Origin of the sequence: Bradyrhizobium sp. 40 (assembly GCF_023100925.1) — a bacterium.
Lineage (GTDB): Bacteria > Pseudomonadota > Alphaproteobacteria > Rhizobiales > Xanthobacteraceae > Bradyrhizobium.
Map to the genome: position 1 here is coordinate 306,904 of NZ_CP064688.1, position 24,465 is coordinate 331,368.

General features: G+C 58.3%; 20 protein-coding genes and 1 tRNA gene. 16 read left to right on the forward strand and 5 right to left on the reverse strand.

Features of this window, described 5'->3' with window-relative positions:
• The first annotated feature begins 57 nt into the window (after window positions 1-57).
• The 3 genes from IVB40_RS01445 (at window position 58) to IVB40_RS01455 (ending at window position 4,072) form a co-directional block, all read left to right on the forward strand.
• A complete protein-coding gene (locus tag IVB40_RS01445) occupies window positions 58-1,545 on the forward strand; it encodes an MFS transporter (protein WP_027568041.1) in 1,488 nt (495 codons plus the stop codon).
• Window positions 1,546-1,548: 3 nt separating this feature from the next.
• Window positions 1,549-2,370 (forward strand): trehalose-phosphatase, encoded by an 822-nt coding sequence (otsB, locus tag IVB40_RS01450; protein WP_247284786.1) that lies wholly within the window; start codon window positions 1,549-1,551, stop codon window positions 2,368-2,370.
• Window positions 2,371-2,608: 238 nt separating this feature from the next.
• Entirely contained in the window at window positions 2,609-4,072 is a 1,464-nt protein-coding gene (locus IVB40_RS01455; RefSeq protein WP_247468271.1) for a trehalose-6-phosphate synthase, read from the forward strand.
• Between the two features lie 50 nt (window positions 4,073-4,122).
• On the opposite strand, the gene IVB40_RS01460 is transcribed toward IVB40_RS01455, so the two are convergent.
• Window positions 4,123-4,464 carry a hypothetical protein gene (locus IVB40_RS01460; protein ID WP_247817916.1) on the reverse strand — a complete coding sequence of 114 codons (342 nt, stop codon included), beginning with the start codon at window positions 4,462-4,464 and terminating at the stop codon, window positions 4,123-4,125.
• A gap of 196 nt (window positions 4,465-4,660) precedes the next feature.
• On the opposite strand from IVB40_RS01460, the gene IVB40_RS01465 reads away from it, so the two are divergent.
• Window positions 4,661-4,750, forward strand: a tRNA-Ser gene (locus IVB40_RS01465).
• Window positions 4,751-5,258: 508 nt separating this feature from the next.
• On the forward strand, window positions 5,259-5,744 hold the full coding sequence (locus tag IVB40_RS01470) for a hypothetical protein (RefSeq protein WP_247817917.1): 486 nt from the start codon (window positions 5,259-5,261) through the stop codon (window positions 5,742-5,744).
• A 16-nt stretch (window positions 5,745-5,760) separates the two neighbouring features.
• Here the strand turns inward: IVB40_RS01470 and IVB40_RS01475 are convergent, their stop codons facing one another.
• The 3 genes from IVB40_RS01475 to IVB40_RS01480 form a co-directional block, all read right to left on the reverse strand.
• Complete coding sequence (locus IVB40_RS01475; RefSeq protein WP_346283273.1) at window positions 5,761-6,204, reverse strand: helix-turn-helix transcriptional regulator; 444 nt, start codon at window positions 6,202-6,204, stop codon at window positions 5,761-5,763.
• A 161-nt stretch (window positions 6,205-6,365) separates the two neighbouring features.
• Complete coding sequence (locus tag IVB40_RS35835) at window positions 6,366-6,647, reverse strand: HGGxSTG domain-containing protein (RefSeq protein WP_346283274.1); 282 nt, start codon at window positions 6,645-6,647, stop codon at window positions 6,366-6,368.
• 386 nt (window positions 6,648-7,033) lie between these two features.
• Window positions 7,034-7,534 (reverse strand): hypothetical protein, encoded by a 501-nt coding sequence (locus tag IVB40_RS01480; RefSeq protein ID WP_247817918.1) that lies wholly within the window; start codon window positions 7,532-7,534, stop codon window positions 7,034-7,036.
• 375 nt (window positions 7,535-7,909) lie between these two features.
• On the opposite strand from IVB40_RS01480, the gene dsr1 reads away from it, so the two are divergent.
• Entirely contained in the window at window positions 7,910-11,725 is a 3,816-nt protein-coding gene (gene dsr1 / locus IVB40_RS01485; protein ID WP_247817919.1) for an anti-phage defense-associated sirtuin Dsr1, read from the forward strand.
• Window positions 11,726-12,086: 361 nt separating this feature from the next.
• A complete protein-coding gene (locus tag IVB40_RS35850) occupies window positions 12,087-13,523 on the forward strand; it encodes an alpha/beta fold hydrolase (RefSeq protein WP_346283275.1) in 1,437 nt (478 codons plus the stop codon).
• A 685-nt stretch (window positions 13,524-14,208) separates the two neighbouring features.
• Here IVB40_RS35850 and IVB40_RS01500 read toward each other — a convergent pair.
• The gene (locus IVB40_RS01500; RefSeq protein WP_346283276.1) at window positions 14,209-14,538 is read right to left on the reverse strand and encodes a nuclear transport factor 2 family protein; all 330 of its coding nucleotides are present in this window, start codon (window positions 14,536-14,538) and stop codon (window positions 14,209-14,211) included.
• A 459-nt stretch (window positions 14,539-14,997) separates the two neighbouring features.
• Between IVB40_RS01500 and IVB40_RS01505 the strand changes: the two genes are divergently transcribed.
• From IVB40_RS01505 to IVB40_RS01540, 9 genes are all read left to right on the forward strand, one after another.
• Window positions 14,998-16,014 (forward strand): ABC transporter substrate-binding protein, encoded by a 1,017-nt coding sequence (locus IVB40_RS01505; RefSeq protein ID WP_247817920.1) that lies wholly within the window; start codon window positions 14,998-15,000, stop codon window positions 16,012-16,014.
• A gap of 30 nt (window positions 16,015-16,044) precedes the next feature.
• Window positions 16,045-17,058 (forward strand): ABC transporter substrate-binding protein, encoded by a 1,014-nt coding sequence (locus IVB40_RS01510; RefSeq protein ID WP_247289165.1) that lies wholly within the window; start codon window positions 16,045-16,047, stop codon window positions 17,056-17,058.
• Window positions 17,042-18,637: an ATP-binding protein gene (locus tag IVB40_RS01515; RefSeq protein WP_247289166.1), complete on the forward strand. Its 1,596-nt coding sequence runs from the start codon at window positions 17,042-17,044 to the stop codon at window positions 18,635-18,637. Before IVB40_RS01510 ends, IVB40_RS01515 begins: the two co-directional genes overlap by 17 nt.
• A complete protein-coding gene (locus IVB40_RS01520) occupies window positions 18,634-18,999 on the forward strand; it encodes a response regulator (RefSeq protein ID WP_247289167.1) in 366 nt (121 codons plus the stop codon). Before IVB40_RS01515 ends, IVB40_RS01520 begins: the two co-directional genes overlap by 4 nt.
• Window positions 19,000-19,055: 56 nt before the next feature.
• Entirely contained in the window at window positions 19,056-20,141 is a 1,086-nt protein-coding gene (locus IVB40_RS01525; RefSeq protein ID WP_247289168.1) for a response regulator, read from the forward strand.
• A gap of 1,194 nt (window positions 20,142-21,335) precedes the next feature.
• The gene (locus IVB40_RS01530) at window positions 21,336-21,806 is read left to right on the forward strand and encodes a nuclear transport factor 2 family protein (RefSeq protein WP_247289169.1); all 471 of its coding nucleotides are present in this window, start codon (window positions 21,336-21,338) and stop codon (window positions 21,804-21,806) included.
• 353 nt (window positions 21,807-22,159) lie between these two features.
• Window positions 22,160-23,158: an ABC transporter substrate-binding protein gene (locus tag IVB40_RS01535; RefSeq protein ID WP_247817921.1), complete on the forward strand. Its 999-nt coding sequence runs from the start codon at window positions 22,160-22,162 to the stop codon at window positions 23,156-23,158.
• Between the two features lie 10 nt (window positions 23,159-23,168).
• The gene (locus tag IVB40_RS35745; RefSeq protein ID WP_256379033.1) at window positions 23,169-23,303 is read left to right on the forward strand and encodes a hypothetical protein; all 135 of its coding nucleotides are present in this window, start codon (window positions 23,169-23,171) and stop codon (window positions 23,301-23,303) included.
• A 352-nt stretch (window positions 23,304-23,655) separates the two neighbouring features.
• Window positions 23,656-24,357 carry a DUF1326 domain-containing protein gene (locus IVB40_RS01540; RefSeq protein ID WP_247289171.1) on the forward strand — a complete coding sequence of 234 codons (702 nt, stop codon included), beginning with the start codon at window positions 23,656-23,658 and terminating at the stop codon, window positions 24,355-24,357.
• Window positions 24,358-24,465 lie beyond the last annotated feature (108 nt).

Here is a 24,465-nt window from a genome sequence, read left to right on the forward strand (position 1 = left end):
CCCCCGTCCACGCCACGTGAACCGGGGCCATGTCCATTGGTCAGATGCAACAACGCGATGGAATTGCAGCGAAGCCCAGCGCCGAACGATGGACCTGTGGTCTCCACCGCGACCGCGGCCGATCGCATCATCGAAACCAGCATTCCCGCGCGACTTGATGCGCTGCCGTGGAGCGGCTTTCACACCCGCGTCGTGCTCGCGCTCGGCATCACCTGGATTCTGGATGGCCTCGAGGTGACGCTGGCCGGCGCGCTCTCCGGCGCGCTGAAGCAAAGTCCCACCCTGCATTTTTCCAATCTCGATCTCGGCGTCGCCAATTCCGCCTATCTCGCGGGCGCGGTGCTCGGCGCGCTCGGTTTCGGCTGGCTCACCGACCGCATCGGCCGCAAGAAGCTGTTCTTCATCACGCTCGCGCTCTATCTCTCGGCAACGGCCGCGACCGCTCTGTCATGGAATGTCGCGAGCTACGCGCTGTTTCGCTTCCTCACCGGCGCCGGCATCGGCGGCGAATATACCGCGATCAATTCGACCATCCAGGAACTGGTGCCGGCGCGCTATCGCGGCTGGACCGATCTCGTCATCAACGGCAGCTTCTGGATCGGTGCCGCGATGGGAGCCGTAGCGGCCATCGTGCTGCTCGATCCCGCGGTGATCGGCCCCGATCTCGGCTGGCGTCTCGCTTATCTCATCGGCGCGGCTATCGGCCTCGTCGTGCTCTTGATGCGGATGTGGATTCCGGAGAGTCCGCGCTGGCTGATGATCCACGGCCGTCCCGACCAGGCCCACGCCATCGTCGACGAGATCGAGCGCTCGGTGCTCGGACACGACCAGGATACGAGCGATGGGCGCTTCGCCAAAATCCGCCTGAAAATGCGGAGTCACACGCCGATCCGCGAGGTCGTGCACACGCTGTTCTCGGTCTATCGCCAGCGGGCGATGGTCGGCCTCGTGCTGATGATCGCGCAGGCCTTCTTCTACAACGCCATCTTCTTCACCTTTGCGCTGGTGTTGACCGATTTTTACGGCATCAGCGCCGATCATGTCGGCTGGTATCTGCTTCCGTTCGCCGCCGGCAATTTCCTCGGTCCGCTGCTGCTCGGTCGCCTGTTCGATACGCTCGGCCGCCGGACCATGATCATGTTCACCTATGGGGTGTCGGGCCTGTTGCTGGCGCTGTCGGGTTATCTGTTCTCGATCGGCGCCTTGAGCGCGCAGGGGCAGACCATCGCCTGGATGGTGATCTTCTTCTTTGCCTCGCCGGCCGCGAGCGCCGCCTACCTCACCGTCAGCGAGACCTTCCCCTTGGAGGTCCGCGCGCTGGCGATCGCCGTGTTCTATGCGGTCGGCACCGGCATCGGCGGCGTGATCGGCCCCGCGTTGTTCGGTGCGCTGATCGACACGGGGTCACGCACCAGCGTGTTCGCAGGCTATCTACTGGGGGCATTCCTGATGATCGCAGCCGCGATCGTGGCGTGGCGCTATGCCGTCTCGGCGGAGCGCAAATCGCTCGAAGAAATCGCGCGGCCGCTGGCTTCCATGGAGTAGACTATGAAATCGGAACTGGCTGAATTGGATCAAAAGCGCGCCATGGTCGACGATGAAGCGCCCGATGCGGTGCCGGTGCCTCACGCACTCGTACCGCATCTCAATGAAACAGCGATCCTGCTCGACATCGACGGTACGCTGCTCGACCTGATGCCGACGCCGCGCGAGGTGTGGGTGCCGCCAGGCCTGTCGGAAACACTGAACCGGTTGACGGAGCGCACGTCGGGCGCGCTGGCGATGGTCAGCGGCCGTTCGCTCAACGACATCGACCTGATCTTCGCGCCCGATGTCTTTCGCGCCGTCGCCGGCCACGGCGCGGAAATGCGGCTTTCCATTGACAATGAAGCCGATGCCGTCAGTGCGCCGCCGCTGGACAAGGAGTTGAAGCGGCGGCTCGCGGCGGTTGCCAAGCTCAGTCCCGGCATTCTGCTCGAAGACAAGGGCTATTCGCTGGCGCTGCATTACCGCCTTGCGCCGCATGCGGAGAAGGCGATCTATGAATCCGTTTCGCTGATCCGCGCCGACCTGCCCAACGCGCCGATCGAGGTGCTGCCCGGCAAGTTCGTTTGCGAGATCAAGCATTCCGGTTTCACCAAGGCGACCGGCGTGCGCGAGTTGATGAAGCACGAGCCTTTCAAGGGGCGCCGTCCGATCTTCATCGGCGACGACGTCACCGACGAGACCGTGTTCGCGATCATGCCCGACATGAACGGGCTCGCCTTCTCGGTCGGCCGCCGCGCCATGGGTGTCAACGGGCACTTCGACGCGCCGAACGACGTGCGCGCGTTCCTCGCGCGGCTGCTCGACGACTCAAGGTTGGAATAAGGCACGGACATCTCGGAGCCACATATCGCGCGCGTAACTCCCCAGCGCGTCGGCTTCATGCTGCGCGTGCCACGGTTCCAAAGCCGACTTTGTGTAGCGAAATCGTCGGGTTGCCTTGAGGTAAACCGGTTCCAACGCGCGCGCCCGATTTTGGTTTCAATTGGTGCAAAGGATGATCAGGAACCATATTGATGAACGGCAGTTAAATGGGGTGGAATGAAACAGGAGGGGACGACCTGTGAACTTAGTCGTCGTTTCGAATCGCGTCGCGCGCGGCAAGCCCAACGAGCCCATGACGGGCGGTCTCGCGGCGGCGTTATTGCCTGTCGTGGAACATTCGGGCGCGATCTGGGTGGGTTCCTCGGGCCGTGTGCGTGACGGTCATCAAAAGGAGCCGTTCGCCGAGATCGAAGCACTGGGTTCTGGCGCGATTGCGACGCTGGATCTGCCGGCGGCGCACTATGGCGGCTATTACGAAGGCTTTGCCAATTCGGCGCTGTGGCCGGCGCTGCACTCGCGCAGCGATCTGATCCGCGTCTCGCGTGACGACTATGTCAGCTATCGCGAGGTCAACGCCTTCATGGCGCGCGCCTTGATGCGTTTCCGGAAAGCACAAACCGCGTTCTGGGTGCAGGATTACCATTTCCTCGCGCTCGGCGCGGAGCTGCGCGACCTCGGTGTCGACGACCCGATCGGCTTCTTCCTCCATACGCCGTGGCCGGTCGCGGCGGTGATGCAAGGCGTACCCAATCATCGCGAGCTGATCACGGCGATGTTGGCCTACGATCTGATCGGCTTCCAGACCCATGACGATTGCCAGAATTTTCTCGGCTATGTCGCGGGCGAACTCGGCCTCGCCGTCGAAGACGGCGTTGCGACCTCGCAGCATGGCCGAACGCGCTGCGAGGTCTTCCCGATCGGCATCGATGCCGAGAAGTTCGCGCAATACGCAGCGAAATCGGCGTCGCATCCGGATGTGTCGCGGCTGCGCCGCAGCCTCAACGGTGAGCGGCTCGCGATCGGCGTCGACCGGCTCGACTATTCCAAGGGCCTCGTCAACCGCATCAGCGCGTTCGATCGGCTCTGGACCGAACATCCGCAGTTTGCGCGCAGCATCTCGCTGCTGCAGATCGCAAATCCCTCGCGCGGTGCCATCGAAGCCTATGGCAATTTGCAGAACGAGGTCGCGCGGCTCGTGTCCGACGTCAACGGCCGCCACGGCGAGGCCGACTGGACACCGATCCGCTATCTCAACAAGGGCTTTAGCCAAGCCGTGCTCGCGGGTCTGTATCGCACCGCGCAGATCGGCGTGGTGACGCCGCTACACGACGGCATGAACCTTGTCGCCAAGGAATACGTCGCCGCGCAAAACCCGGCCGATCCCGGCGTGCTGGTGCTGTCGAAATTTGCCGGCGCGGCCAACGAACTCGACGCCGCGCTGCTGGTCAATCCGCACGACATCGACGGGATGGCGCGCGCGATCGCGGTCGCGGCCGCGATGCCGCTCACCGAGCGCAAGATGCGCTGGGATGCGATGATGAAGAAGCTGCGCGGCCACACGATCCAGCAATGGTCGGCGGATTTTGTCGCCGAGCTGGAGAAGTGCCGGACGGAGAAGGCCGCGGTCGCGCCGCTCGCCAACCAGCCGCCGCAAGCGCTGCGCTGGCTCAAGTCGGCGATCTCAGGCGTGCGGTTGATCTAGTCTCCTTCTCCCCGTTCCTTACGGGGAGGGCAGGGCCGAAGACGAGAGCCTCAATAGCAATACGACACGCCTTCCAGAATCGCGCACTGCCGCTTGTTCGGCGCGTTCGGATCGTCCAGCGGCACCATGCCCTTGCCCTGGCCGACGAACACGCCGGGCCCGACATGCACCGAGCTCTTGTTGCCGATGATGACGCTTTGATGCGGCGTCGCGCTCGAGCGCGTGCCGTCCGGCCAGAGGATGGCATCGCCCGAAAGCATCCCGCGCCGTCCGTCGTCACAGCTGACGTCGATCCCTTGTCGGGTGCAGACCTGTGCGGCGGCCGGTCCGGCAAAGGCGGCGCCAACGGCCGAAACCAGGCTCAGCGCGGCGATGGTGTTGCGGATGGTCATGGTGCCCCCGGACGTGTTTGACGGTCTTGAGTGAATCGTCGCGCCAAACCCGCCGCCGGTTCAGTCGGCGGACGGTTCCGAACGGTGTGATGGCGCCTGATATTATCCATGAAATACAACATCTTAGGGAAAAATCACCCGATTTCCCCGCGATCCCTTGCAAAATCATCGGCGCCCCTTCAAGAGAGTGCGCTCCGGAGAGATGGCCGAGTGGCTTAAGGCGCACGCTTGGAAAGCGTGTGTGCGGGAAACCGTACCGTGGGTTCGAATCCCACTCTCTCCGCCATCAAATCAGTCTAAGCTACTGGTATAAATGAATTTACTTATGATAGAGGTCGGTAGGTCCCCAGACTAGCCCCCAAGCCGTCTCATGTTTCGCGTAATTGACTCGGTAGTGGTTTCAGTCAAACTCGTCTTTGGGGGGAATTTATCATGATGAGGGCTGCTTTTGGGCTGCTGTGCAGCTTCACGTTGGCGGGTTGCGCGGCCAACTCTAGCGTTGCTCCAACGGGGCCGAATAGCTTCATGGTTTCCCGGCAAGCGGCAACGGGTTTCTCAGGTGCTGGGACTTTGAAGGAAGAAGCTCTCACCGAGGCAGGACAATTTTGCGCTGCCCGTCATCAAACAATACAGCTGACCAACCTGACCGAGGCCCAACCACCGTATGTGATGGGTAACTTCCCGAGGGCCACCGTTCAATTTAGCTGCGTTTAGTTTTTATGCGCATCCTTACTAGCTAGATCGATAGGCTGTTGGCCTGCTGCAGACTGCCCAGCAGCAAGCGGGACTGTGACGTGAGCGAAATTGTCGGCGTTGCGTTCATCGCGCTGGGTGCCGTGGTCCTGTTTGCCATGGGAATGCGTTTGCCTAAGAGACGCAGCCTTCTTCACGTAGGACCGCCGCCGATCCCAGAACCGGAGACGCCGCTCGCGGACGTACTTCAACAATTCGAGCGGCAGGCAAATGAACAAGCTCAGCTCAATGAGAGGCGTAGAAAGTGGCTGCGACCGTTTAGTATATTCGGACGCTTAGCCGTGTATGCTGTTCTCTTTCTGGTTCTCTACGCCTATTGGCCGGAGGATATTTCGCACAAGCCCTTTGCAAACCTGACGCTGTCGGACGTTACCAAAACTGTCGCCGCAGTCGTCATTGCCTTGTTGCTGATCCGTGCTGTTTTTGAGCCGAGCGACGACGATGGTATCAAAGACGCTTGGGGCTGGATCGGCATTTTGATCGTGGGCGGGGTCGGAATTGGCGCAATCCTGCTGCTCAAGCAATAGGGCGACTATCGCGTCTCTAAACCAGCGTCAGTTTGCTTTCCCTTGGACAGGGAAGCGTCGACAAGTCGATTTGTTTGCACTGCTTAGCCCGTGCGCGCGTTTGCGAAGGCAGCTCCCCAAAAGCGCGACAGTAGACGCGCGAGAAATCCCCCAGGTGCCAAAAGCCATTGGCGAGTGCCGCCGCCTTGACGCTAAACGCGCCCGTCGAAAGTTGAAGCCGCACACGTGTTAGCCTCGTTAAACGAAGGTAAGAATGCAAGCTCATGCCAACGACGGAGACCGACGCCGAGTTCAACGTTCGTACGGACGTGCCAATTTGCTCCGCTAGTTCTTTGCTGTAGAGCGGCCTTGAAGGCGACTGTGCGCGGACCATCGCGTCTAGCTCGGCAATGATGGCGGTGTGCCGTTCACGCGAAGGGAGCTTATCGAAGGGAGTGGCTGGCATCGCCCAATGAACCATCAGGAGCGATCAGCCAAATGATCTAGTGATGTGCGACAACATCACAGTCGCCGCTCGTGAATAGCGGCCGTTGTTGTATTGCTCGTCCACGAAATTGAGAGCTAGGAGAGCAACGATAACTGCGCCCGCCATTTTCATGCCGAAATCGTGCATCTTACCCTTTAAAATTCAGTTAACCCCGTCCAAGTTTGGCCATTCTCAGCCAGTGGCGGGCCGATCGAACTGCTGGCCATTCGAAGAAGCGCGGCAATGGCCTGCCGACGAAAGATTGCTTCTGTCGTATAACGACCGTGCTTCAATGCGTTTCGATTGCCCTTCGGTGCCCCGGGTGACGGTCCACCGTGCATCCTGCATCTACCGTTCGGCATTGCCGGCGACTGGCACGGCTTCCCGCTCCTTGTTCGTGCTCCACAACGTTTCGCCCGGCGCATATCCAAGAGCATGGGGTTGATTCTCCGATTTGGTCCGTACCCCACCCCCTCGACGTTGCCGACGATGGCTTGTCCGCCGCTGTGGACGTGAACGTGCTCGACCGTGACCTTCTGTTGTCCCTTCAGCAGTCGCCAACGAGACGCGATACCGGCCAGCGATCAGTAGACTCCCCTCATCCTCGGTCCGAAAGCCTGGATCAGCGAGCGCGGGATCTACTTCTCCTCCGAAGCTCAACTCAAGTATGCGTTCAGCCAGCGACCCAAGCTGCCGACGAAGGACCCACTTCCCGAACCTTGTCACTGAACGCAAGGAGGATCTGCAAGACATCAGTTTCACATTCGATCGGCCTTTTCAGTAAGTCTTAGCGCAAAACGCCGTCGCACAGAGTTTCACCGGCTCAATCTAGCATGGGCAGTCCTAGTGCCGTACACTGATCGAGGAACGCTTTACCGAGTTCTGCATCTGTCATTCGCGCAATAGCGCCAGACTGGCCGATTTCGGGTCTATGGATCAGCAGGCCCGCAATCTTCGCCGCCAGCTTCAACCCGCCTATGGCAGCATTGAGGTCGGGCTTAAAGGTTCCGGTCGCCTGGCCATCGCGGTCGTATATTGGGAGCCCGCGAAGCGACAAATCAATTACATGCTTCAGCCGGACAATGATCCACTCTTCCGTAAGAGCAGCTCGTGCTATTCCGATTTCTCGTGCCTTGGTCTCGCTGTTGGCGCGCTCGCTTATGATCTCTCGAACTCGTGCTTCGATGGATGGAGTCCTGCAGAGCCTACTCGCATTCGCTGGTTTATAGACGTAACCAGCCGCCCGGTAGGCATCCGCTTGGCTCATCCCTGACGCAAGGGAGTTGGCGATAATTTCGTGCTTCGGCTTCGATAGTGTTGGCATCGGGCGTCTCGTTGTCCTTATCCAGCCTTATCACGAAATTATCTGATCCAAGTCCTTAGTCCTCTCGATTCGAGTTAACGGCCGACGTAGTGACGTGTCGCGGGTATTTCCGTTCTACTTCCGATTTTGTTGCAAAAGCAGGACGCGACTGTGCGAGCGCGCATCCCGAGAGAGCGCCTAGCGATCCGCGGCGCTCTACCCACGCTCCGCATGTGCCCCGACTTTCGAAAACTGTGAATTAGCTGGATAAGCGAGCAGGTGCCGGCCAACGCTCGTCTAACGTGTCATTCTCGAAGCCGTACGAATCACCCGTCCTAAGGGGTAGTAACGTAGAGCACGGCTCGCGCTGCACGCGCCTAACAATGATTGAAGCTCATGCAATTTGTCGCTAACGGCCCCGACATTCCAGACGCTCTTTTGCAAGCACATGAGGAAGGCCGGGTTGTTTTCTTCTGCGGCGCAGGGATTTCCTATCCTGCTGGCTTGCCAGGTTTCAAGGGACTGGTCGACGAGATTTACAGGCGCGTTGGCACCAGCCGCTTGGCCATTGAGCAAGAGGCCTACGAGCGCAATCAATTCGACGCCACTCTCGATCTGTTGGAACGCCGACTACCTGGAAATCGAATCCCAGTTCGACAAAAGCTGGCGGAAGCCCTCAAACCTAAGTGGCGCCGCAAGGGTGCCGCGGATAGTCACGAGGCGCTGCTTGAGTTAGCGCGCTGTCGCGATGGCTCACTGCGTCTGGTGACTACCAATTTCGACCGCGTGTTCGAACGAGTAGGAAAACGTCCCGGCAAGGCATTCGACGCCTACGCCGCGCCGATGCTTCCTATACCGAAGAACAGCCGGTGGAACGGACTAGTTTATCTACATGGTTTGCTACCAGCCAAACCGGACGATACCGCGCTCAACCGGCTGGTGCTCACCAGCGGCGATTTTGGCCTAGCATATCTGACTGAGAGGTGGGCGGCGCGGTTTGTCGGCGAGTTGTTCCGAAATTATCTCGTATGTTTCGTCGGCTACAGCATCAACGATCCGGTACTTCGCTACATGATGGACGCACTAGCTGCCGACCGCATGCTGGGCGAATTCATTCCGCAAGCCTATGCCCTCGGCGATTGCGAGCGGGGGCAAGAACACGCAAAGACGATTGAATGGGCGGCGAAGGGTGTCACACCCATCCTTTACGAGGTCCGCTCGGGCAGTCACTCGGCGCTGCACGATACATTGAAGTTGTGGGCCGCCACCTATCGGGGCGGCACGCTCGGCAAGGAGGGGATCGTCGTTGCGCACGCTCTTGCGCGACCATCCGGCAGCACTCAGCAAGATGACTTTGTGGGGCGAATGCTTTGGGCAGTGTCCGACGAGTCAGGCTTGCCTGCGAAGCGATTCGCGGACTTTAATCCCGTACCGGCGCTCGAATGGCTAGAGGCGTTCTCGGATCAACGATACCTGCACATTGACTTGAATCGCTTTGGGGTCCCTCCACGTAGAGAGGCCGATGACAAGTTACGGTTTAGCCTGGTCCAACGCCCTGCGCCGTATCGACATGCGCCATGGATGACAATCGTCTCAGGTGGAGTTGGCGGCAGCCAATGGGACGACGTGATGTTCCATCTGGCCCGCTGGCTAACCCGACATTTGAACGATCCAGCATTGCTGATTTGGCTGGCGCAGCGCGGCGGCCAATTGCACGAGCGCTGGACGTGGCTGATCGAGCAACAATTGAACCGCTTTGCTCAATTACTTCGGGAAGGAAGGACGGCCGAACTGGACGAAATCCGTTCCCAATCGCCAAACGCCATTCCCAGCCCATTGATGCAAACAATCTGGCGCCTGCTGCTCACGGGCCGCGTAAAAGCACCATGGCGCGAGCTAGATTTTTACCGCTGGAAGGATCGTCTTAAACGCGAAGGACTGAATACACCGCTGCGGCTGCAACTCCGCGAGCTACTGTCGCCGAAGGTTACGTTGAAAAAGCCTTTCCGTTGGGGCTCAGAAGAGGGCACGGAAGAGGCAACGCGCATTAAGGAGTTGGTCGACTGGGAACTCGTGCTCGCCGCGGATCACGTCCGTACGTCCCTTCGTGATCTGGCGGATGACCAATGGCAAACGGCGTTGCCCGCCGTTCTGGATGACTTTCAGCAATTGCTGCGCGATGCACTGGATTTGCTGCGGGAGTTAGGCGAAGCGGATGACCGAGATGACCGTTCGTACTGGGATTTGCCATCGATCACGCCACATTGGCAGAACCGGGGTTTCCGCGACTGGGTGACGTTGATCGAGTTAGTGCGGGATGCGTGGCTTGAAACCCGCAAATCCGCGCCCGAGCGCGCCCGGCACATAGCGCTAGCATGGTTCGATGTACCCTATCCGACATTCAAGCGGTTGGCACTGTTTGCCGCCAGCCAGGATGACGTTATCAATTCAGAAAAGTGGGTCGAATGGTTGGCTTCGAACAATGGTTGGTGGCTATGGTCCGGGGGCACGAAGCGCGAGACAATGAGATTGCTAGTGCTTCAAGGATCGGAGCTGTCGCCTGCAAATAGAGCCACATTGGAGACGGTAATTTTGGCCGGCCCGCCACGTCACATGTATCGAGAGGGCCTCCCCTCGGGGGATTGGGAATCGATCGTAGGGGACGCAGTTTGGCTGCGTCTCGCCAAACTACGCGAGAGCGGCGGCTTGGGGCAAGACGCTTCTCTGCGCCTCGAAAGCTTGACGGCCGCAGAGTCTCGTCGCCGATTGGCTAAAGATGAACAGGACGAATTCTCCCACTGGATGAGTGGAACGGGCGACCCCGACTTTGAATCGAAGCGGCGTGTCGACATCGCACCTCGTAAGCGGGCGGACTTGGTTCAATGGCTCAAGCAGCCGCAGCCGAAGATGTCGTCCTTTTATGATGAAGACACATGGCTGGATACCTGTCGGACTCGGTTTTTTCATAGTCTCTTTGCTTTATGCGATCTAGCCAGCGAGGGAATTTGGCCTGCCGGGCGTTGGAGAGAGGCGCTACAGGCGTGGAGCGAGGGGATCCTAATTGCTCGGTCGTGGCGCCATGCGGCCCCCCTGCTGGCCAGGATGCCTGACGCGGTTATGCAGGCGACCGCTCACAGCCTTACTTGGTTGATGAGGGCGGCCTCTAAGAGCGCTGATCCACATGAGACGGTCCTGCTCGACCTTTGCGGACGCCTGCTCTCGGTATTTCAGGACCCGGATACTGGGATCAGTAAGGACGGAAAGCCAATCAACGAACCTGTGACGGATGCCATCAATCATCCGATCGGCCACGTCGCGGAGGCACTGCTGAATCTTTGGTTCGAACGCAAGCCCAATGACAATGAAGGGCTGCCTGCTGACATCGAGCCGTTTTTCACAGCGATGTGCGATATTGGAGTCGCGCGCTTCCGTCACGGGCGGGTGTTGTTGGCGTCACACCTGATCGCGTTGTTTCGGGTAGATCGTCCATGGACCGAGAAGAATCTGCTGCCTCTTTTTGACTGGGAGCACAGTTCGAGCGAAGCAAAGGCAGCTTGGGAGGGGTTTCTGTGGTCACCTCGGCTGTACCGCCCCCTCCTCATTGCTTTCAAGCCGCAATTCCTATCTACGGCGCATCACTACCAAAGTCTCGGCGATCATGGCCGACAGTTTGCAGCATTCCTCACCTACTCCGCCTTGGAGCCGGCGGAAGGTTACACGTCCAAGGACTTCCAAGACGCTGTTGGATCCCTGCCAGTCGAGGGCTTGCAGGAAGTGGTGCAGGCCCTCTCGCAAGCGCTTGGAGGTGCTGGTGCGCAGCGGGAGGATTACTGGACAAATCGAGTTCAACCCTTCTGGCAACAAATTTGGCCAAAGTCGCGCGACATAGCGTCGAACAGCCTTTCTGAGTCACTCGCCATCATGTGCATCGCGGGGGGAGATACGTTTCCTTCCGTGCTGGCTGCTATCGCGGATTGGTTACGTCCGATCGAGCACCCTCACTACGCTGTGCATCAGCTCCATACATCAGGACTATGCGCCCGATTCCCAGAAGCTTCACTACGCTTGCTCGCGGCGATCTTAGCGGATCAGTTTTGGGCACCGAGTGAGCTAAAGGATTGCTTGGAAGCTATAACACAAGCGAAGCCGCCTTTGCTTAATGACCATCGGTATCATCGGCTAGCTGATTACGCCCGACGGCGTGGGCATTAGTCGCGATAAGGCTCACATTGGGGTGCGCGCTGCTAACCGGCTAATCGTGGGGACGCCGGGCTGGGTTCTCGATGTAAGTGCAGCCGGTGTGCTCCGCGCCAGCAATTCCAGCAAGGCCCACGCCATGAGGTCTGCTGACCGAGGTATAGCGGACCAGATTTGCTCACCTTGAGTTTTTCGCATTCTGACCCTTTTGCGAGGTGGCTGCCGAACCGACTACGTGCGATTATCGGGGTAGACCGGAAGTGCGCGGCAAAACCAAAACCGCGCTTTGATCCGCGGCGGATTCCGCCGGCCCGTTCAGCCTTGTCGCGGCCACTGATTGCGGGCAGACTGGCAGTGGCATGAGAGGGCAAGAGCCATGCAACGCCGGCTTGCGGCCATTCTAGCGGCGGACGTGGTCGGCTACAGCCGGCTAATGGGCGCCGACGAGATGGGGACCCTCAATTCCCTCAAGTCGCACCGCCGAGAACTGGTCGACTGCGGCATTTCCGATCACCACGGCCGCATCGTCAAAACCACCGGCGATGGGATGCTGGTGGAATTCGCCAGCGTCGTGGATGCGGTCGCCTGTGCGGTCAAGATTCAGCGCAGCATGGTGGGGCGCAACGCAGGGGTCGCTGCGGAACGGCAGGTCGTGTTCCGGATTGGGATCAACGTCGGCGATATTATCATCGACGGCGACGATATCTTCGGCGACGGCGTCAACATCGCGGCGCGCTTGGAAACGCTCTGCGAGCCCGGCGGCGTATGCATATCCAGGGCGGCGAACGACCAGATCCGGGACAAGCTGTCGATGGCTTTTGCTGATTTGGGCGAGCAGGCTGTGAAGAACATCTCGCGCGCGGTCGGCGTGTTCGGGCTCACTGCCAAGGACATCGAGGCGATTCCAGACGCCGCGATTCCCTCGTCTGCGGAAGACACGGTCGCGGCGTCAACCGTCCAACACAAGCAGGAAATTCACTTCTGCCAGACCGCCGACGGCGTGCAGTTGGCCTACGCCAGGACCGGCCAAGGGCATCCGCTGGTGAAGACGGGGCACTGGATGACCCACATCGAATTCGACTTCGAAAGTCCAATCTGGCGGCATCTCTACCGGGAATTGTCCCGCGAGCACCTTTTCATCCGATATGACGCAAGGGGAAATGGGCTTTCGGATCGTGACGTCCCCGACGTAACATTCGAGCGGTTCGTCGATGACCTCGAAGCGGTGGTCGACGCCGCGGGCATCGAACGGTTCGCGCTGCTCGGCATATCCCAGGGGTGCGCAGTCTCGATTGCCTACGCGGTCCGGCATCCGGAGCGAGTGTCGCATCTGATTCTCTACGGAGGTTATGTTGTCGGCTGGAAGAAGCGCGCCAGGACCGAGGCGGAGAAGGCGGCCGGAGATGCGATGCTGACGCTGATGCGGCTGGGATGGGGACAGGAAAACCCGGCTTTCAGGCAGATGTTCACGTCGCTGTTTATTCCGGACGCTAACAAGGAGCAGGCCGACTGGTTTAACGAGCTACAGCGTATATCGAGCTCGGCCGAAGACGCAGCGCGCAATTTACTGGCAAATGGCGAAGTGGAGATCAGCTCACTACTGCCGCGGGTCAAGGTGCCGACCCTTGTCATGCATTGCCGCAACGACGCCAGAGTGCCGTTCGAGTCGGGCCGTCGGCTGGCCGCGGGGATTCCCGGCGCCCGATTTGTCCCGCTCGAAGGCCGGAATCATATCATGCTGGAGGGCGAGCCGGCTTTGGCACGCTTTCTCGACGAGCTACGATCATTTCTTGCCTCCGATACTCAACACTAAAGGTACTGGGTACGGCGGCTCCGTTTAGCCGCCAATATGCGCCACGGGTTGCCCGTTGATCTCTTTCTTGGGCCGGTTGGAGACGTGCCGGTCCGGTCTGACCACGTCCGTTTATCCGCTTCGAACGCTGGTCATCGCCTCACGGGCAAACCGACGCGATTGACCCGCAGCGGACGCGCACTTCAGTCATCAGCCACCGCCAAACTTGGATGGATCATCGTAGGCAGGAGGATCGTCGTGATCGGTCCGGAGACCTCCCGGAACGGAATCGTCGCGATAGATGCGCACGCCCCGTGGAGTGGTATAGCTCGGGATGACCGCCTGGCCAGGACGCATGATGGCTTGCCGCGAGTTGTGATGCCACCTTGGCGCGGCGTTCGCAGAAGCACACGACGCGATCCCAAGGCATAATCCGAAGATAAAACGCATTGCATTTTCTCCAAAGCAAGCCCTGTTGTATGTGGTGCGCGCGCCACTCCTTGCTTTCACATTCGAACGAGGCTTTAGGCCCGTTTACGAATTCAATCCGGCCGCTTGGATGTCCGGTCACCGAGATCATCGGTCCAGATTTGCCCAAGGGAGTTCTTCGCATTTTGACTCGAAGACGACTTTGGAGTTCGCGCAGCCCGCTTCCTGATCCGGTCTGGCTGCCGAGTTGCCCCCAAAGCCCCAGCGGATTGTGGGCTTAATTGGATAGACCGCAGGTTTGGGATGAGATTTGTCCGAGAGCATCAAACGTTAGAACTACACTGACGACGCCGTGCCTCGCGACATATGTGATTAGAGTTCCATCATCCGATGGATGCAGGTTGTCCAGCTCCGAAGCTGGAAATTGCCGAACCCGGTCCGTCCAATAAGCGTGGAGGCCCTCTCTGCCAGTGATGGGAGCTTTCATGCTACCACAGCCGCAATGGACTGTCGCATCGTCAGCATACATCTCCAGGATAGTTTCAATCTCGCCAGCGCGGTAGGCGTCGAGCCAATCAACCGCAGCGGCCATCGGGTCGAAGGACATTGTTCCTCACCTACATGCCGTGATCGACGGCAGATGTAGGATTGAGCTCATGAACGCAAGATCAAAATCCAGAGTTCCGCGTCTGTAGTTCTCCGGCTAATCAACGAATTTGGGCAGAGCAATATTGATGAGTGCCTCTCATCCCGTCGCACCAGCAACATCGCCTGTTGGCCCATCTACCGTTGGAGCGGTGCCGCGACATGTCGGCTCAGAGGGTTAGACCGGAAGTTTCCAGCCTGGCGCCAATCGCCGCTTGTGACCCTAAGCCGACCAGGGGGGACCCAAGAAAGATAAATTAGTTCGGCCGAGGATTGTCTGGAATTGCAGACACGTCAGGTACTCGGTCATATCCGACCTGGCACAGCGGTGATATGTTTATCGAGGGCGGGGCCTTTCCCGCAAATCACGCGGCCTGACGTTCGGCCCCCGAAGCAACCCTAAGGTTTCGAGGAGGTCCCGATGCATCCAAACCGTCGCGACTTGCTGTTGGCGGGATGCTGCGCCGCCTCCACTCCGCTGCTTTGGAGCACTACGACTCGGCTCAGGGCCGAAGAGCTCGATCCGCCGCCAGAAACCACGACAATTCGCCTTGCGAAGCTCCCGGGCATCTGCATCGCTCCGCAGTACGTAGTAAGCGACCTGCTGAATGCCGAGGGCTTCACGAACGTCGTGTACGTCCAATCTAGTACTGGCGGGGTCGAGGTAACCAAAGCAGTCGCGAACGGCGATATCGACTTTACAATGAATTTCTCTGGTCCGCTCCTTCTTGAGGTCGATCGGGGCTTGAGCATTACTCTTCTGGCCGGTATTCACGTCGGCTGCTTCGAGCTGTTCGCTAAGAAAGACATACGCAGCGTCGCCGATCTGAAGGGTCGAACCGCCGGCGTTCAGGCGGTTGGGACCAGCCCGCACGTCTTCATCAGCGCGATGGCGACCCTTGTCGGACTTGATCCCGCCAAGGATATCGAGTGGGTGACGAGTGCGTCGGTCAAACCGATCGAGTTGTTTGCTGAGGGTAAGATTGATGCGTTCCTTGGCTTCCCTCCGGAGCCACAACGTTTGCGCTCGCAGAACGCCGGTCATGTCATCGTCAACAGCGCGCAGGATCGACCGTGGTCGCAGTATTTTTGCTGCATGTTGGTGGGAAATCGCGAATTCGTCCGAAGGAATCCCATCGCAACTAAACGTCTGGTTCGTGCCATGCTGCGGGCGACCGATTTGTGCGTGAGCGAGCCGGCCGTTGTCGCGCAACGTATAGTAGATAGCGGTTTCGCCGTTCGCCACGATTATGCAGTTCAGACTTTTGCGGACGTGCCGTACAACCGCTGGCGCGAGTACGATCCTGAGGACACAATCCGCTTTTACGCGCTTCGTTTACGTGAAGCTGGGATGATTAAATCGAGCCCTGCCAAAATTATCGCAGATGGAGCCGACTGGCGATTCCTCAACGAGGTTCGACGTGAACTTGGAGGCTGATTGATCTAAAGCGTTTTCGAGGAGGTCCCGATGAATACGAACCGTCGCGACTTGCTGTTGGCTGGGGCCTGTGCCGCTACCACTGCCCTGTTTGCAAGCGCGGCGGCGCGCCTGGCGGCCGAAGAGTCCGCTCAGCCGCCAGAGACCACGACAATCCGCCTTGCGAAGAACGCAAGCATTTGTATCGCTCCGCAGTACGTGGTGAGCGACCTCTTGAATGCTGAGGGGTTTACAAACGTCGTTTACGTCGAGTCTGACGCCGGCGTGGAGCAAACCAGAGCAATCGCGAAGGGCGACATCGATTTCACCCTGCATTTCTCCGGTCCGCTTCTTCTTGAGATCGATCGAGGCGCGAGCATTACTGTTGTGGCTGGGGTTCATGTCGGCTGCTTCGAGCTGTTCGCCAAGGAAGGCATACGTAGCGTTGCCGATCTGAAGGGGCGAACCGTCGGCCAGCAGGGGGTTGGCAGTAGCCCGCACGTTTTCATCAGCGCGATGGCGACCCTTGTCGGACTTGATCCCGCCAAGGATATCGAGTGGGTGACGAGTGCGTCGGTCAAACCGATCGAGTTGTTTGCGGAGGGTAAGATTGACGCGTTCCTTGGCTTCCCTCCGGAGCCACAGCGTCTGCGTGCCAAGAACATCGGGCATGTCATCGTCAACAGTGCGCAGGATCGCCCATGGTCGCAGTACTTTTGCTGCATGTTGGCGGGGAATCGGGAGTTCGTCCGAAAGAATCCCATCGCGACCAAACGTGTAGTTCGCGCTATGCTTCGGGCGACGGATTTGTGCGTAAGCGCGCCGGCCCTTGTTGCGCAGCGGATGGTAGATGGATATTTCACGCCTCGCCACGACTATGCGGCTCAGACGCTTGCGGATGTGCCGTACAACCGCTGGCGCGAGTTTGATCCCGAAGACACAATCCGCTTCTACGCTCTTCGTCTGCGCGAAGCGAGGATGCTGAAATCGAATCCTGCAAAGATTATCGCGGATGCAGCCGACTGGCGGTTCCTGAACGAGGTTCGACGTGAACTTGGAAGCTGATTCGACGTCTTTTCTTGGTCAGCGCCCGCTCCCTGCAACGTCGCGAGGAAATGGCGACGAGACGTCAGCGAAGAGCGGTCTTCTCGGGTTTGAGTTGCGCCCCTCGTTGCGCACGAAATTGCTGATGGCCTTCTTCGTCATCGAAATGCTCTTGGTCTCGGTTGGGCTAATCGGCCTCCTTTCGCTCCGCGAAGCGGACCAGCGGGCGAACCAGGTCGTTGGCCTGCAGCAGAAGATCGAGGCATATCGGCAGATGCAACACAATACGCTTCGACAGCTTTATGGCGTATCCACAGCGCTCGCATTTCCGAACGAAACGACATTGGCAGTTGTATTGCGGCAGATCAACCAGTTTGGGTACGACCTTGACCGCGTCTCGTTCGTCGCAAAGGACGAGGTGGCGCTGCTCAACCAGGTGCGCGAAGAATATGCGCGCTTTATTGCCGTCGTTTCACACATCGTCGATCTCATCCGCGGCGGGCGAGGGGCTGAGGCCAAACAGAGCGAACTCGCGGCGCTCGGGCCTCTCGCGGACAAGCTCGAACGACTGACCAATCAATTGGTCAACCGGGCTGAAGCGGACATGGTGGCCGGCATAGATGCGAGCCGACAAACCTACACCAAGTCGCAGATACTTGTCGCTGCGGTCGCGCTCGCAAGTTTCGTGCTTACGCTAGTCTTGGGACAAGCGATCTCCCGGTCTGTGATCGAACCAGTGCGCATCATTCATGACGGACTGAATCGGATAGCCGCCGGCGATTTCGCCCAGCGTATTGAGCTTCCCAATCGGGACGAACTCGGGGAGCTTGCGGCGCACGTCAATTCGACCTGCGAAGAGCTGCAGGAGCTCTACCGAAGTCTTGAGGAGGCCAGCCATCACAAATCGCAATTCCTCGCAAACATGAGTCATGAGTTGCGTACGCCACTGAACGCAGTACTCGGCTTTTCAGAGCTCATGCTCGACGGTATATACGGCAATCCTCCGGAGAAAATGCGATCCGCCATCGAACGCATCCAACGAAACGGCAGACATCTGCTCGGGCTCATCAACGATGTCCTTGATCTCTCCAAGATTGAAGCCGGACAGCTTCGACTTTCTCTGACCGATTACTCAGTAGAGGAATTGATAAACGTTGTTCATACCTCCGTTGAGTCGCTTGCCGCGGAGAAGAAACTAAGTTTGAGAGTTGCTGTTCCGCCTGGCTTGCCGCCGGCGCGCGGAGACGAACGCAGGCTCGCTCAGGCCCTGTTCAATCTCGTTGGTAATGCGATCAAATTCACAGACGCGGGAGAGGTCCGGATAGAAGTGGAAACGAGGGGAGATTCCTACGTCTTTTCCGTTCAGGACACCGGACCGGGCATCGGCTCCGCCGACCAGGCCAGAATCTTCCAGGAATTCCAGCAGGTGGATAACTCGATCACCAAGACGAAAGGAGGCGCGGGATTGGGGCTCGCCATCGTAAAGCGCATTGTGGAGATGCATGGTGGTCGAATCTGGATAGAATCCCGCCTCGGCCACGGGGCGAGATTCTCTTTTCTGGTGCCGGCTCGGCTCGAGCAGCAGGCCATGCAGACATGAGTAAGCGCATACTGGTGGTCGAAGATCAGGAGGACAATCGGCAGATTCTGCGCGATCTGCTTGCAAGCGTCGGTTACGAAATGATCGAGTCGCACGACGGCGAAGGAGCGCTCGTGGCGGCGCGAACCCAAAGCCCGGACCTGATCCTTATGGATATCCAACTGCCTATTCTTGACGGATACGAGGCGACACGGCGCATAAAGGCGCAGTCAGATCTCCGCCATATTCCAATCATCGTCGTTACCTCCTATGCGCTTGGCGGCGATGAAGAAAAGGCACGCGCGGCAGGCTGCGATGCCTATGTCGCAAAGCCCTACAGCGCAAGAAAGCTACTTGAGACGATCAATCGATACCTGACATGAAGTCCAGCGCATGCTGACGTGGAGCAGAGATGCATGTCCCACCCCGAATCTTAATCGTGGATGACAACGAAACGAACCGCTGCCTTCTTACAGCTCGCCTCGATGCCGAGGGTTATCAGACCATGGAGGCTGAAAGCGGCGAGAGGGCGCTCGCGGTCGTGCACGAAGTCGCGCCGGACGTTGTCCTCCTCGACGTCATGATGCCGAAGATCGATGGCTTTGAGGTCTGCCGGCGACTGAAGGTCGATACGACGCTCGGATTTGTTCCAATCATCATGGTGACGGCGCGAACCGACTCACAGGATGTCGTCACTGGACTTAACGCGGGTGCCGACGAATATCTGACCAAGCCGGTCGACCATGCCGCTCTCGTTGCGCGTGTTCGTTCCATGTTACGCATTAAGGAGTTACATGACCGAGTTGAAGCTCAGGCGATCGAACTCGCCGCGTGGAATAGAACGCTCGAGCAGCGTGTTGCGGAGCAAGTTGTGCAAATTGAACGGGTCAGCCGTCTAAAGCGCTTTCTCTCGCCGCAGATAGCGGAATTGATTCTTTCTTCATCGACATATGAGCCGTTAGCGAGCCACCGCAGACAGGTGACAATAGTCTTCGGTGACCTTCGAGGTTTCACGGCGTTCGCAGAGATTGCCGAGCCTGAAGAGGTGATGGCGGTGATGCAGGAATATCATGCCACCTTAGGCTCCCTTGTCCACGAGTTTGAAGGCACATTGGAGAGGTTCCTGGGCGACGGAATCATGGTGATTTTCGGCGATCCGATTCCTTGTACAGATCCATGCAAGCGAGCTGTCCAAATGGCTATCGCGATGCGAAGCCGCCTGCTGGAATTATCGAATAAATGGCGGCGTGCAAGACACGAACTTGGTTTTGGAGTCGGCATTGCATTTGGATATGCGACCCTCGGACCTATCGGTTTTGAGGGACGTTCTGAGTACAGCGCGATCGGAACCGTGGTAAATCTTGCTGCCCGTCTTTGCGCGGAGGCGCGCGACAGTCAGATTCTCGTGGATAGCAAGGTACGGGAAGCGCTTGACGCGAGGGTGACCGCGGAGCCCGTGGGTGAACTGACGCTCAAGGGGTTGCATCGTCCGATAGCGGCATACAACGTCCTTGAGATGACTTAGTCCGCTCGAATCGGCCGGCTAGAGGTCCGGATCTTGTCCGGCCGACCAGAGTTGATCCCGCAAACTATCTGAAAGGGCTACGCCGCCTGAGCTTCTTTGACCCGCGCGAAAGCGATCGAACGGATCAGCTTGGTCAGCTTGTGGCCCGTTACCGACCTCCGCCAACACAGCCGCTATGTCTGCCTTCAGGAAATAAGCCGACCCCAGCTCAAGTCGGGCGGAAGTCAGCCTGTGACCCGAAGCGGTCCTTGGACGGAGCATGCGCTGACCTCTATGGAGAGCGCACCTACGATCGATAAAATCCACTCTCTAAGAGAGACGTGCCTTTGCGACCAAAAAACAATCCTACACATCGTCGCGGGCGTTTGGCGCGGCAAAATGACGCCCGAGTACCGAACGAACGTAGATTACGGTCGCCGCGCAGTGAGATCGCCCGCGGCTATGTCGAAGATGTTGGCAAACTGTGAGGTAGTTTATATCCCTGCATTCTTGGCCCACGCTAATGTGGCAGAGGCTTCTTACTTTAAAGGAGGCATCCAATGCTCGCCGCAATCAAATGGAACTCCCGATATAGCGCTCGCGAATGGGTGATGATGGCTGGGGTGCTCGTCGTCCAACTCCGCGCACTAAATGCAAACCGACAGAACGGTGAAAGCAAGCCAAAGCGACCACTCTGGAAACACTTCGACGACACTCATCATTGGGACTCAACCGCGGAGGAATGGGTCCCCGACAAGATCAGTGATAGTCTAACGTATTATGCGTCCCGCAGGCCGAGTTCCGAGACTTCCTCTCACTAGCGGGCCTATCGAGCGGTGCGGTCGCGCACAAGTAGCTGGATCGGGATGTGCGTGCCTTCGGCCGCTTGATTGCGATCAGCAATTGCTTGGGCCGTTTGCCGGCCGCTTTGGTGAACAATCTGGATAACAAGGTCGGCCATCGCGCGCGTCGAGCAAGACACTTTCATCTGTCACATGCGTCAACTTGCCTGTCTTTCCCGATCGCATTCGCCGCCCGCCCCGCCATCGATGATCAAGGTTGGCGCGTGCCAATCCGTGCAAATGGCATATACTCACAAGCCGGTAGTATTACAGCCTAACGAAAGAATGCCCCTCGGAACAAATGCAACGCGACGTCCTACGTCAGGAGGACGTCGCGATGCAATTGTGCATCACAACCAGAGGGGAAGTTGCTATGAAGCGACGTTCATTGCTCTTGGCATTGTGTTCTTCCGCCTTCATCTCTGCACCGGCACTGGCCGATGAGGTCAAGCAGGAGGCCGAAAAATTAGCCGTCGCCTACACCGACTGCGTCTCCAAGAAAGACGCGGCCTGTGTCGCTGCGCTCTATACAAAGGACGGCGTCCAGATCAACCCGGGCGGTGTGTTTTCCGATCTCAAGACCGAATACGAAAACAACTTCAAGAACGGCACCGATCATATCGAGATCAGAGTCGGCAACATGTCGGTCATCAACAACGATCTGGTCGTTGCCAACGGCGAGACCGACATCTTCGGTAAGGACCCTAAGAGCGGCGACGCCACCAAGGTCACAGTCTTCTGGGGCGCCATCGACATACGTGAAGGCGGCGCTTTAAAAATCCGCCAGTTGACCGTCGGCATGAAGCCGCCTCCAGCTAAGGAAGCCAGCGCCGAGAAGAAGTAGGACGTCATCATGTCGTAAGTCACCACGCGCCCATCCTCTTTGAGGGTGGGCGTTTGATCTTGCTGCACGTCGGTCCGAAAGCGAATAAGTTGCCTCGAAATGCACACCGCTCGCGCGATGTCTGCAAGTGGCCCATCCACGAAGTGGCAGCACGTCTCATTGAGGTCCGTTCCATGGAGCTTAGCGGACTGAATATGCTCGCGTTGAGTTTTTCGCCTTTGAACCCGCACCGCACATCGCGCGGCTGGCAGGCGTACTCGAGAATCTGTGGCAGAGATCATGGCCGGACGGCCCCAATGTGTTAGTTTGGGGCGAGTGATAGGTTGTCTCTAGGCTTTGCAGAGGCATCAGACATGAAGCGGCGCGAGTTCATAACGGCACTCGGCGGCGCTGTGGTGTGGCCGCTGGCGGCTCAGGCACAGCAATCTAAGAAGAGTTACCGAATTGGATATCTGACGGCTAATTTGAGCAGCTACCGTTGGGTAAAAGGCTTCGTTCGCGAATTAGGTGATCGCGGCTATTCGGAGGGCAACAATCTCAGCATCGAATGGCGGGAGGCGAAAGGACGTTCGGAACTTCTGCCCGAAATGGCTGCCGATCTCGTCCGGCAGAATGTGGACGTGATCGTGGCTGTGGGAAATTACCCCGGACTTTTAGTGCAGAAGATTACTGCGACAATTCCCATTGTCGTGCTTTCGAGCCGCGGCGGCGTTGAAACCAAATTATACTCGTCTCTTTCACATCCTGGAGGGAACCTTACGGGCATCGACAATCTCTCGCCTGACCGCGATGTCAAACGTGTCGAGTTCTTGAAAGAAATTGTTCCAACACTCTCGCGGTTGGCAGTTCTTTACAATCCGCTTCCCTCTTACGCCGGCAATCATCTCAACAGTATTTCCTCGGCATTTGAAAAACTGGGAATTGAAGCGCAGCCGTTTGAAGTTCGTTCACCGCCGGAATTTGAGCTCGCGTTTACTTCAATCCTGCGCGAAAGGCAGGATACGAGGATTGATGCAATGACTACTGTCACCGATCCGATGTTCGTCTTTGATCGCAAGAGGATTGTCGACTTCGGAATAGAAAACAAAATCCCGAACGCCCATGAATATCGAGAATGGGTGCAGATCGGCGGACTGCTTGCCTATGGTCCGACAATTGATGGAATATGGCGCCGGGGCGCATATTTCGTTCAGAAGATCCTCAACGGGGCAAAGCCAAGTGATTTGCCCGTCGAAGGGCCGAGCGAATTTCATCTTGCGATCAACCTCAAAGCTGCCAAGGATATGGGCCTATCTGTTCCTCAGCATTTGGTCGCGAGGGCTGACGAGTTGATTAAAGCGGACGTGCGCTAAGTGCTCAGCGATGTCCGCTAATGACCACCCATTGCAGACCTCCGGGTTGAGGACCGGGAGCATTCCGATGTTCTCGAAGGTCAAGGCGCTCGGCATCGATCTCCCTGCGACGCTGCTCGGCCGCGCCAACGAGGTGATTGAATAACGATCTTCTGCGCTGCACGAGTCTGCAGTTGGCCCATCGCGTCCTTTGCGGTGTGTCGCTGGATTGTCGGCTCGCGAGGGCGGACCGGAAATTTGCTGCCGGAACGCCAGTTGGACGACTTGTGACCCCAAAGCAGTCCTCACATTGGGATCGCATTCGCTTTTAGCAAAACAACTACGTCAAAGCTGCTGCCCGTATCGCCTTCTAAGGGCGCTGGAAAAACTGCTACCCGACTATCGTCCACGGGACTATAGTCACTTCAGCGCCCCTCCGTCACCAACGCCAAGTGACTCTAACCTTTGCTATTGGTAGCGCGTCTAATACGCTGATCAGTATACGTGGGGAGGTTACGATGACACCATTCTCCCGTCGCCGTTTGCTCGACATTGCTGGCTCCATAACAGCTGCGTCCGCTCTTAGCGCGCTGCTCCCTGTCCGAGTTGCGCAAGCCGCGGAGGAGAAGAGCACTTGGAACGTCAAAGGCCTTTTCATGGAAGCCTGCAATTGCGAAGCGATGTGTCCTTGCGTCGTGGGTAATGCCCCGACGCCCGGCACATGTGGGGTCCTTCTTGGCTACCATATCGAATCCGGTCGGAAGGGCGATGTCGCGCTCGATGGACTGAATGTGGTGAGAATGAACTTCTTGCCGGGCCATATTGCTAAAGGCAATTGGCGGGGGGCTTTCTACATCGACGAGCGCGCAAGCCCGGAGCAGCGCGAGGCACTGAGCGCGATCTTCTCCTTCAAGCTTGGTGGTGCGTTTGCGGCGCAGGCCCAATTGGTCGCCGAAGTGCTCGGCGTCAAGTTCGTACCAATCACCGTCGAGGGCCAAGGACGGCAGTGGAAGATGACCATCGCTGGAATCGGAGATGCTGACATCATTGCGATCGAGGGGTTCGGCGGCAAGGAGATCCGTGTCGAGAACTTGCAAGGAAGAGCGTTTCCACACGTGGTGGCGAAATCGACGCATACCGCGTACAAAGACTTTGATCTCCAGTGGGAGATCAGTGGCAAGAATGGATTCTATGCGCCTTTCGCCTTTAGCTCGGCCTGAGAGTCCTCGCCCACGTTTAGTGGAGGCTTGGCGCCTTCTGCCGGTGGGAACCTTGCTCGGGCTCTTTATCGGAGCGGCATGGACGTACCTTGTCTACATGGATTGGGG

Excerpts from the sequence above, each read along its gene's own strand:
- IVB40_RS01445 (WP_027568041.1), top strand. The coding sequence starts at position 58 with ATGGAATTGCAGCGAAGCCCAGCGCCGAACGATGGACCTGTGGTCTCC.
- otsB (WP_247284786.1), top strand. The coding sequence starts at position 1,549 with ATGAAATCGGAACTGGCTGAATTGGATCAAAAGCGCGCCATGGTCGAC.
- IVB40_RS01460 (WP_247817916.1), bottom strand. The coding sequence starts at position 4,464 with ATGACCATCCGCAACACCATCGCCGCGCTGAGCCTGGTTTCGGCCGTT.
- IVB40_RS01475 (WP_346283273.1), bottom strand. The coding sequence starts at position 6,204 with ATGGTTCATTGGGCGATGCCAGCCACTCCCTTCGATAAGCTCCCTTCG.
- IVB40_RS35835 (WP_346283274.1), bottom strand. The coding sequence starts at position 6,647 with ATGCTCTTGGATATGCGCCGGGCGAAACGTTGTGGAGCACGAACAAGG.
- IVB40_RS01480 (WP_247817918.1), bottom strand. The coding sequence starts at position 7,534 with ATGCCAACACTATCGAAGCCGAAGCACGAAATTATCGCCAACTCCCTT.
- dsr1 (WP_247817919.1), top strand. The coding sequence starts at position 7,910 with ATGCAATTTGTCGCTAACGGCCCCGACATTCCAGACGCTCTTTTGCAA.
- IVB40_RS35850 (WP_346283275.1), top strand. The coding sequence starts at position 12,087 with ATGCAACGCCGGCTTGCGGCCATTCTAGCGGCGGACGTGGTCGGCTAC.
- IVB40_RS01500 (WP_346283276.1), bottom strand. The coding sequence starts at position 14,538 with ATGTCCTTCGACCCGATGGCCGCTGCGGTTGATTGGCTCGACGCCTAC.
- IVB40_RS01505 (WP_247817920.1), top strand. The coding sequence starts at position 14,998 with ATGCATCCAAACCGTCGCGACTTGCTGTTGGCGGGATGCTGCGCCGCC.
- IVB40_RS01510 (WP_247289165.1), top strand. The coding sequence starts at position 16,045 with ATGAATACGAACCGTCGCGACTTGCTGTTGGCTGGGGCCTGTGCCGCT.
- IVB40_RS01520 (WP_247289167.1), top strand. The coding sequence starts at position 18,634 with ATGAGTAAGCGCATACTGGTGGTCGAAGATCAGGAGGACAATCGGCAG.
- IVB40_RS01530 (WP_247289169.1), top strand. The coding sequence starts at position 21,336 with ATGAAGCGACGTTCATTGCTCTTGGCATTGTGTTCTTCCGCCTTCATC.
- IVB40_RS01535 (WP_247817921.1), top strand. The coding sequence starts at position 22,160 with ATGAAGCGGCGCGAGTTCATAACGGCACTCGGCGGCGCTGTGGTGTGG.
- IVB40_RS35745 (WP_256379033.1), top strand. The coding sequence starts at position 23,169 with ATGTCCGCTAATGACCACCCATTGCAGACCTCCGGGTTGAGGACCGGG.
- IVB40_RS01540 (WP_247289171.1), top strand. The coding sequence starts at position 23,656 with ATGACACCATTCTCCCGTCGCCGTTTGCTCGACATTGCTGGCTCCATA.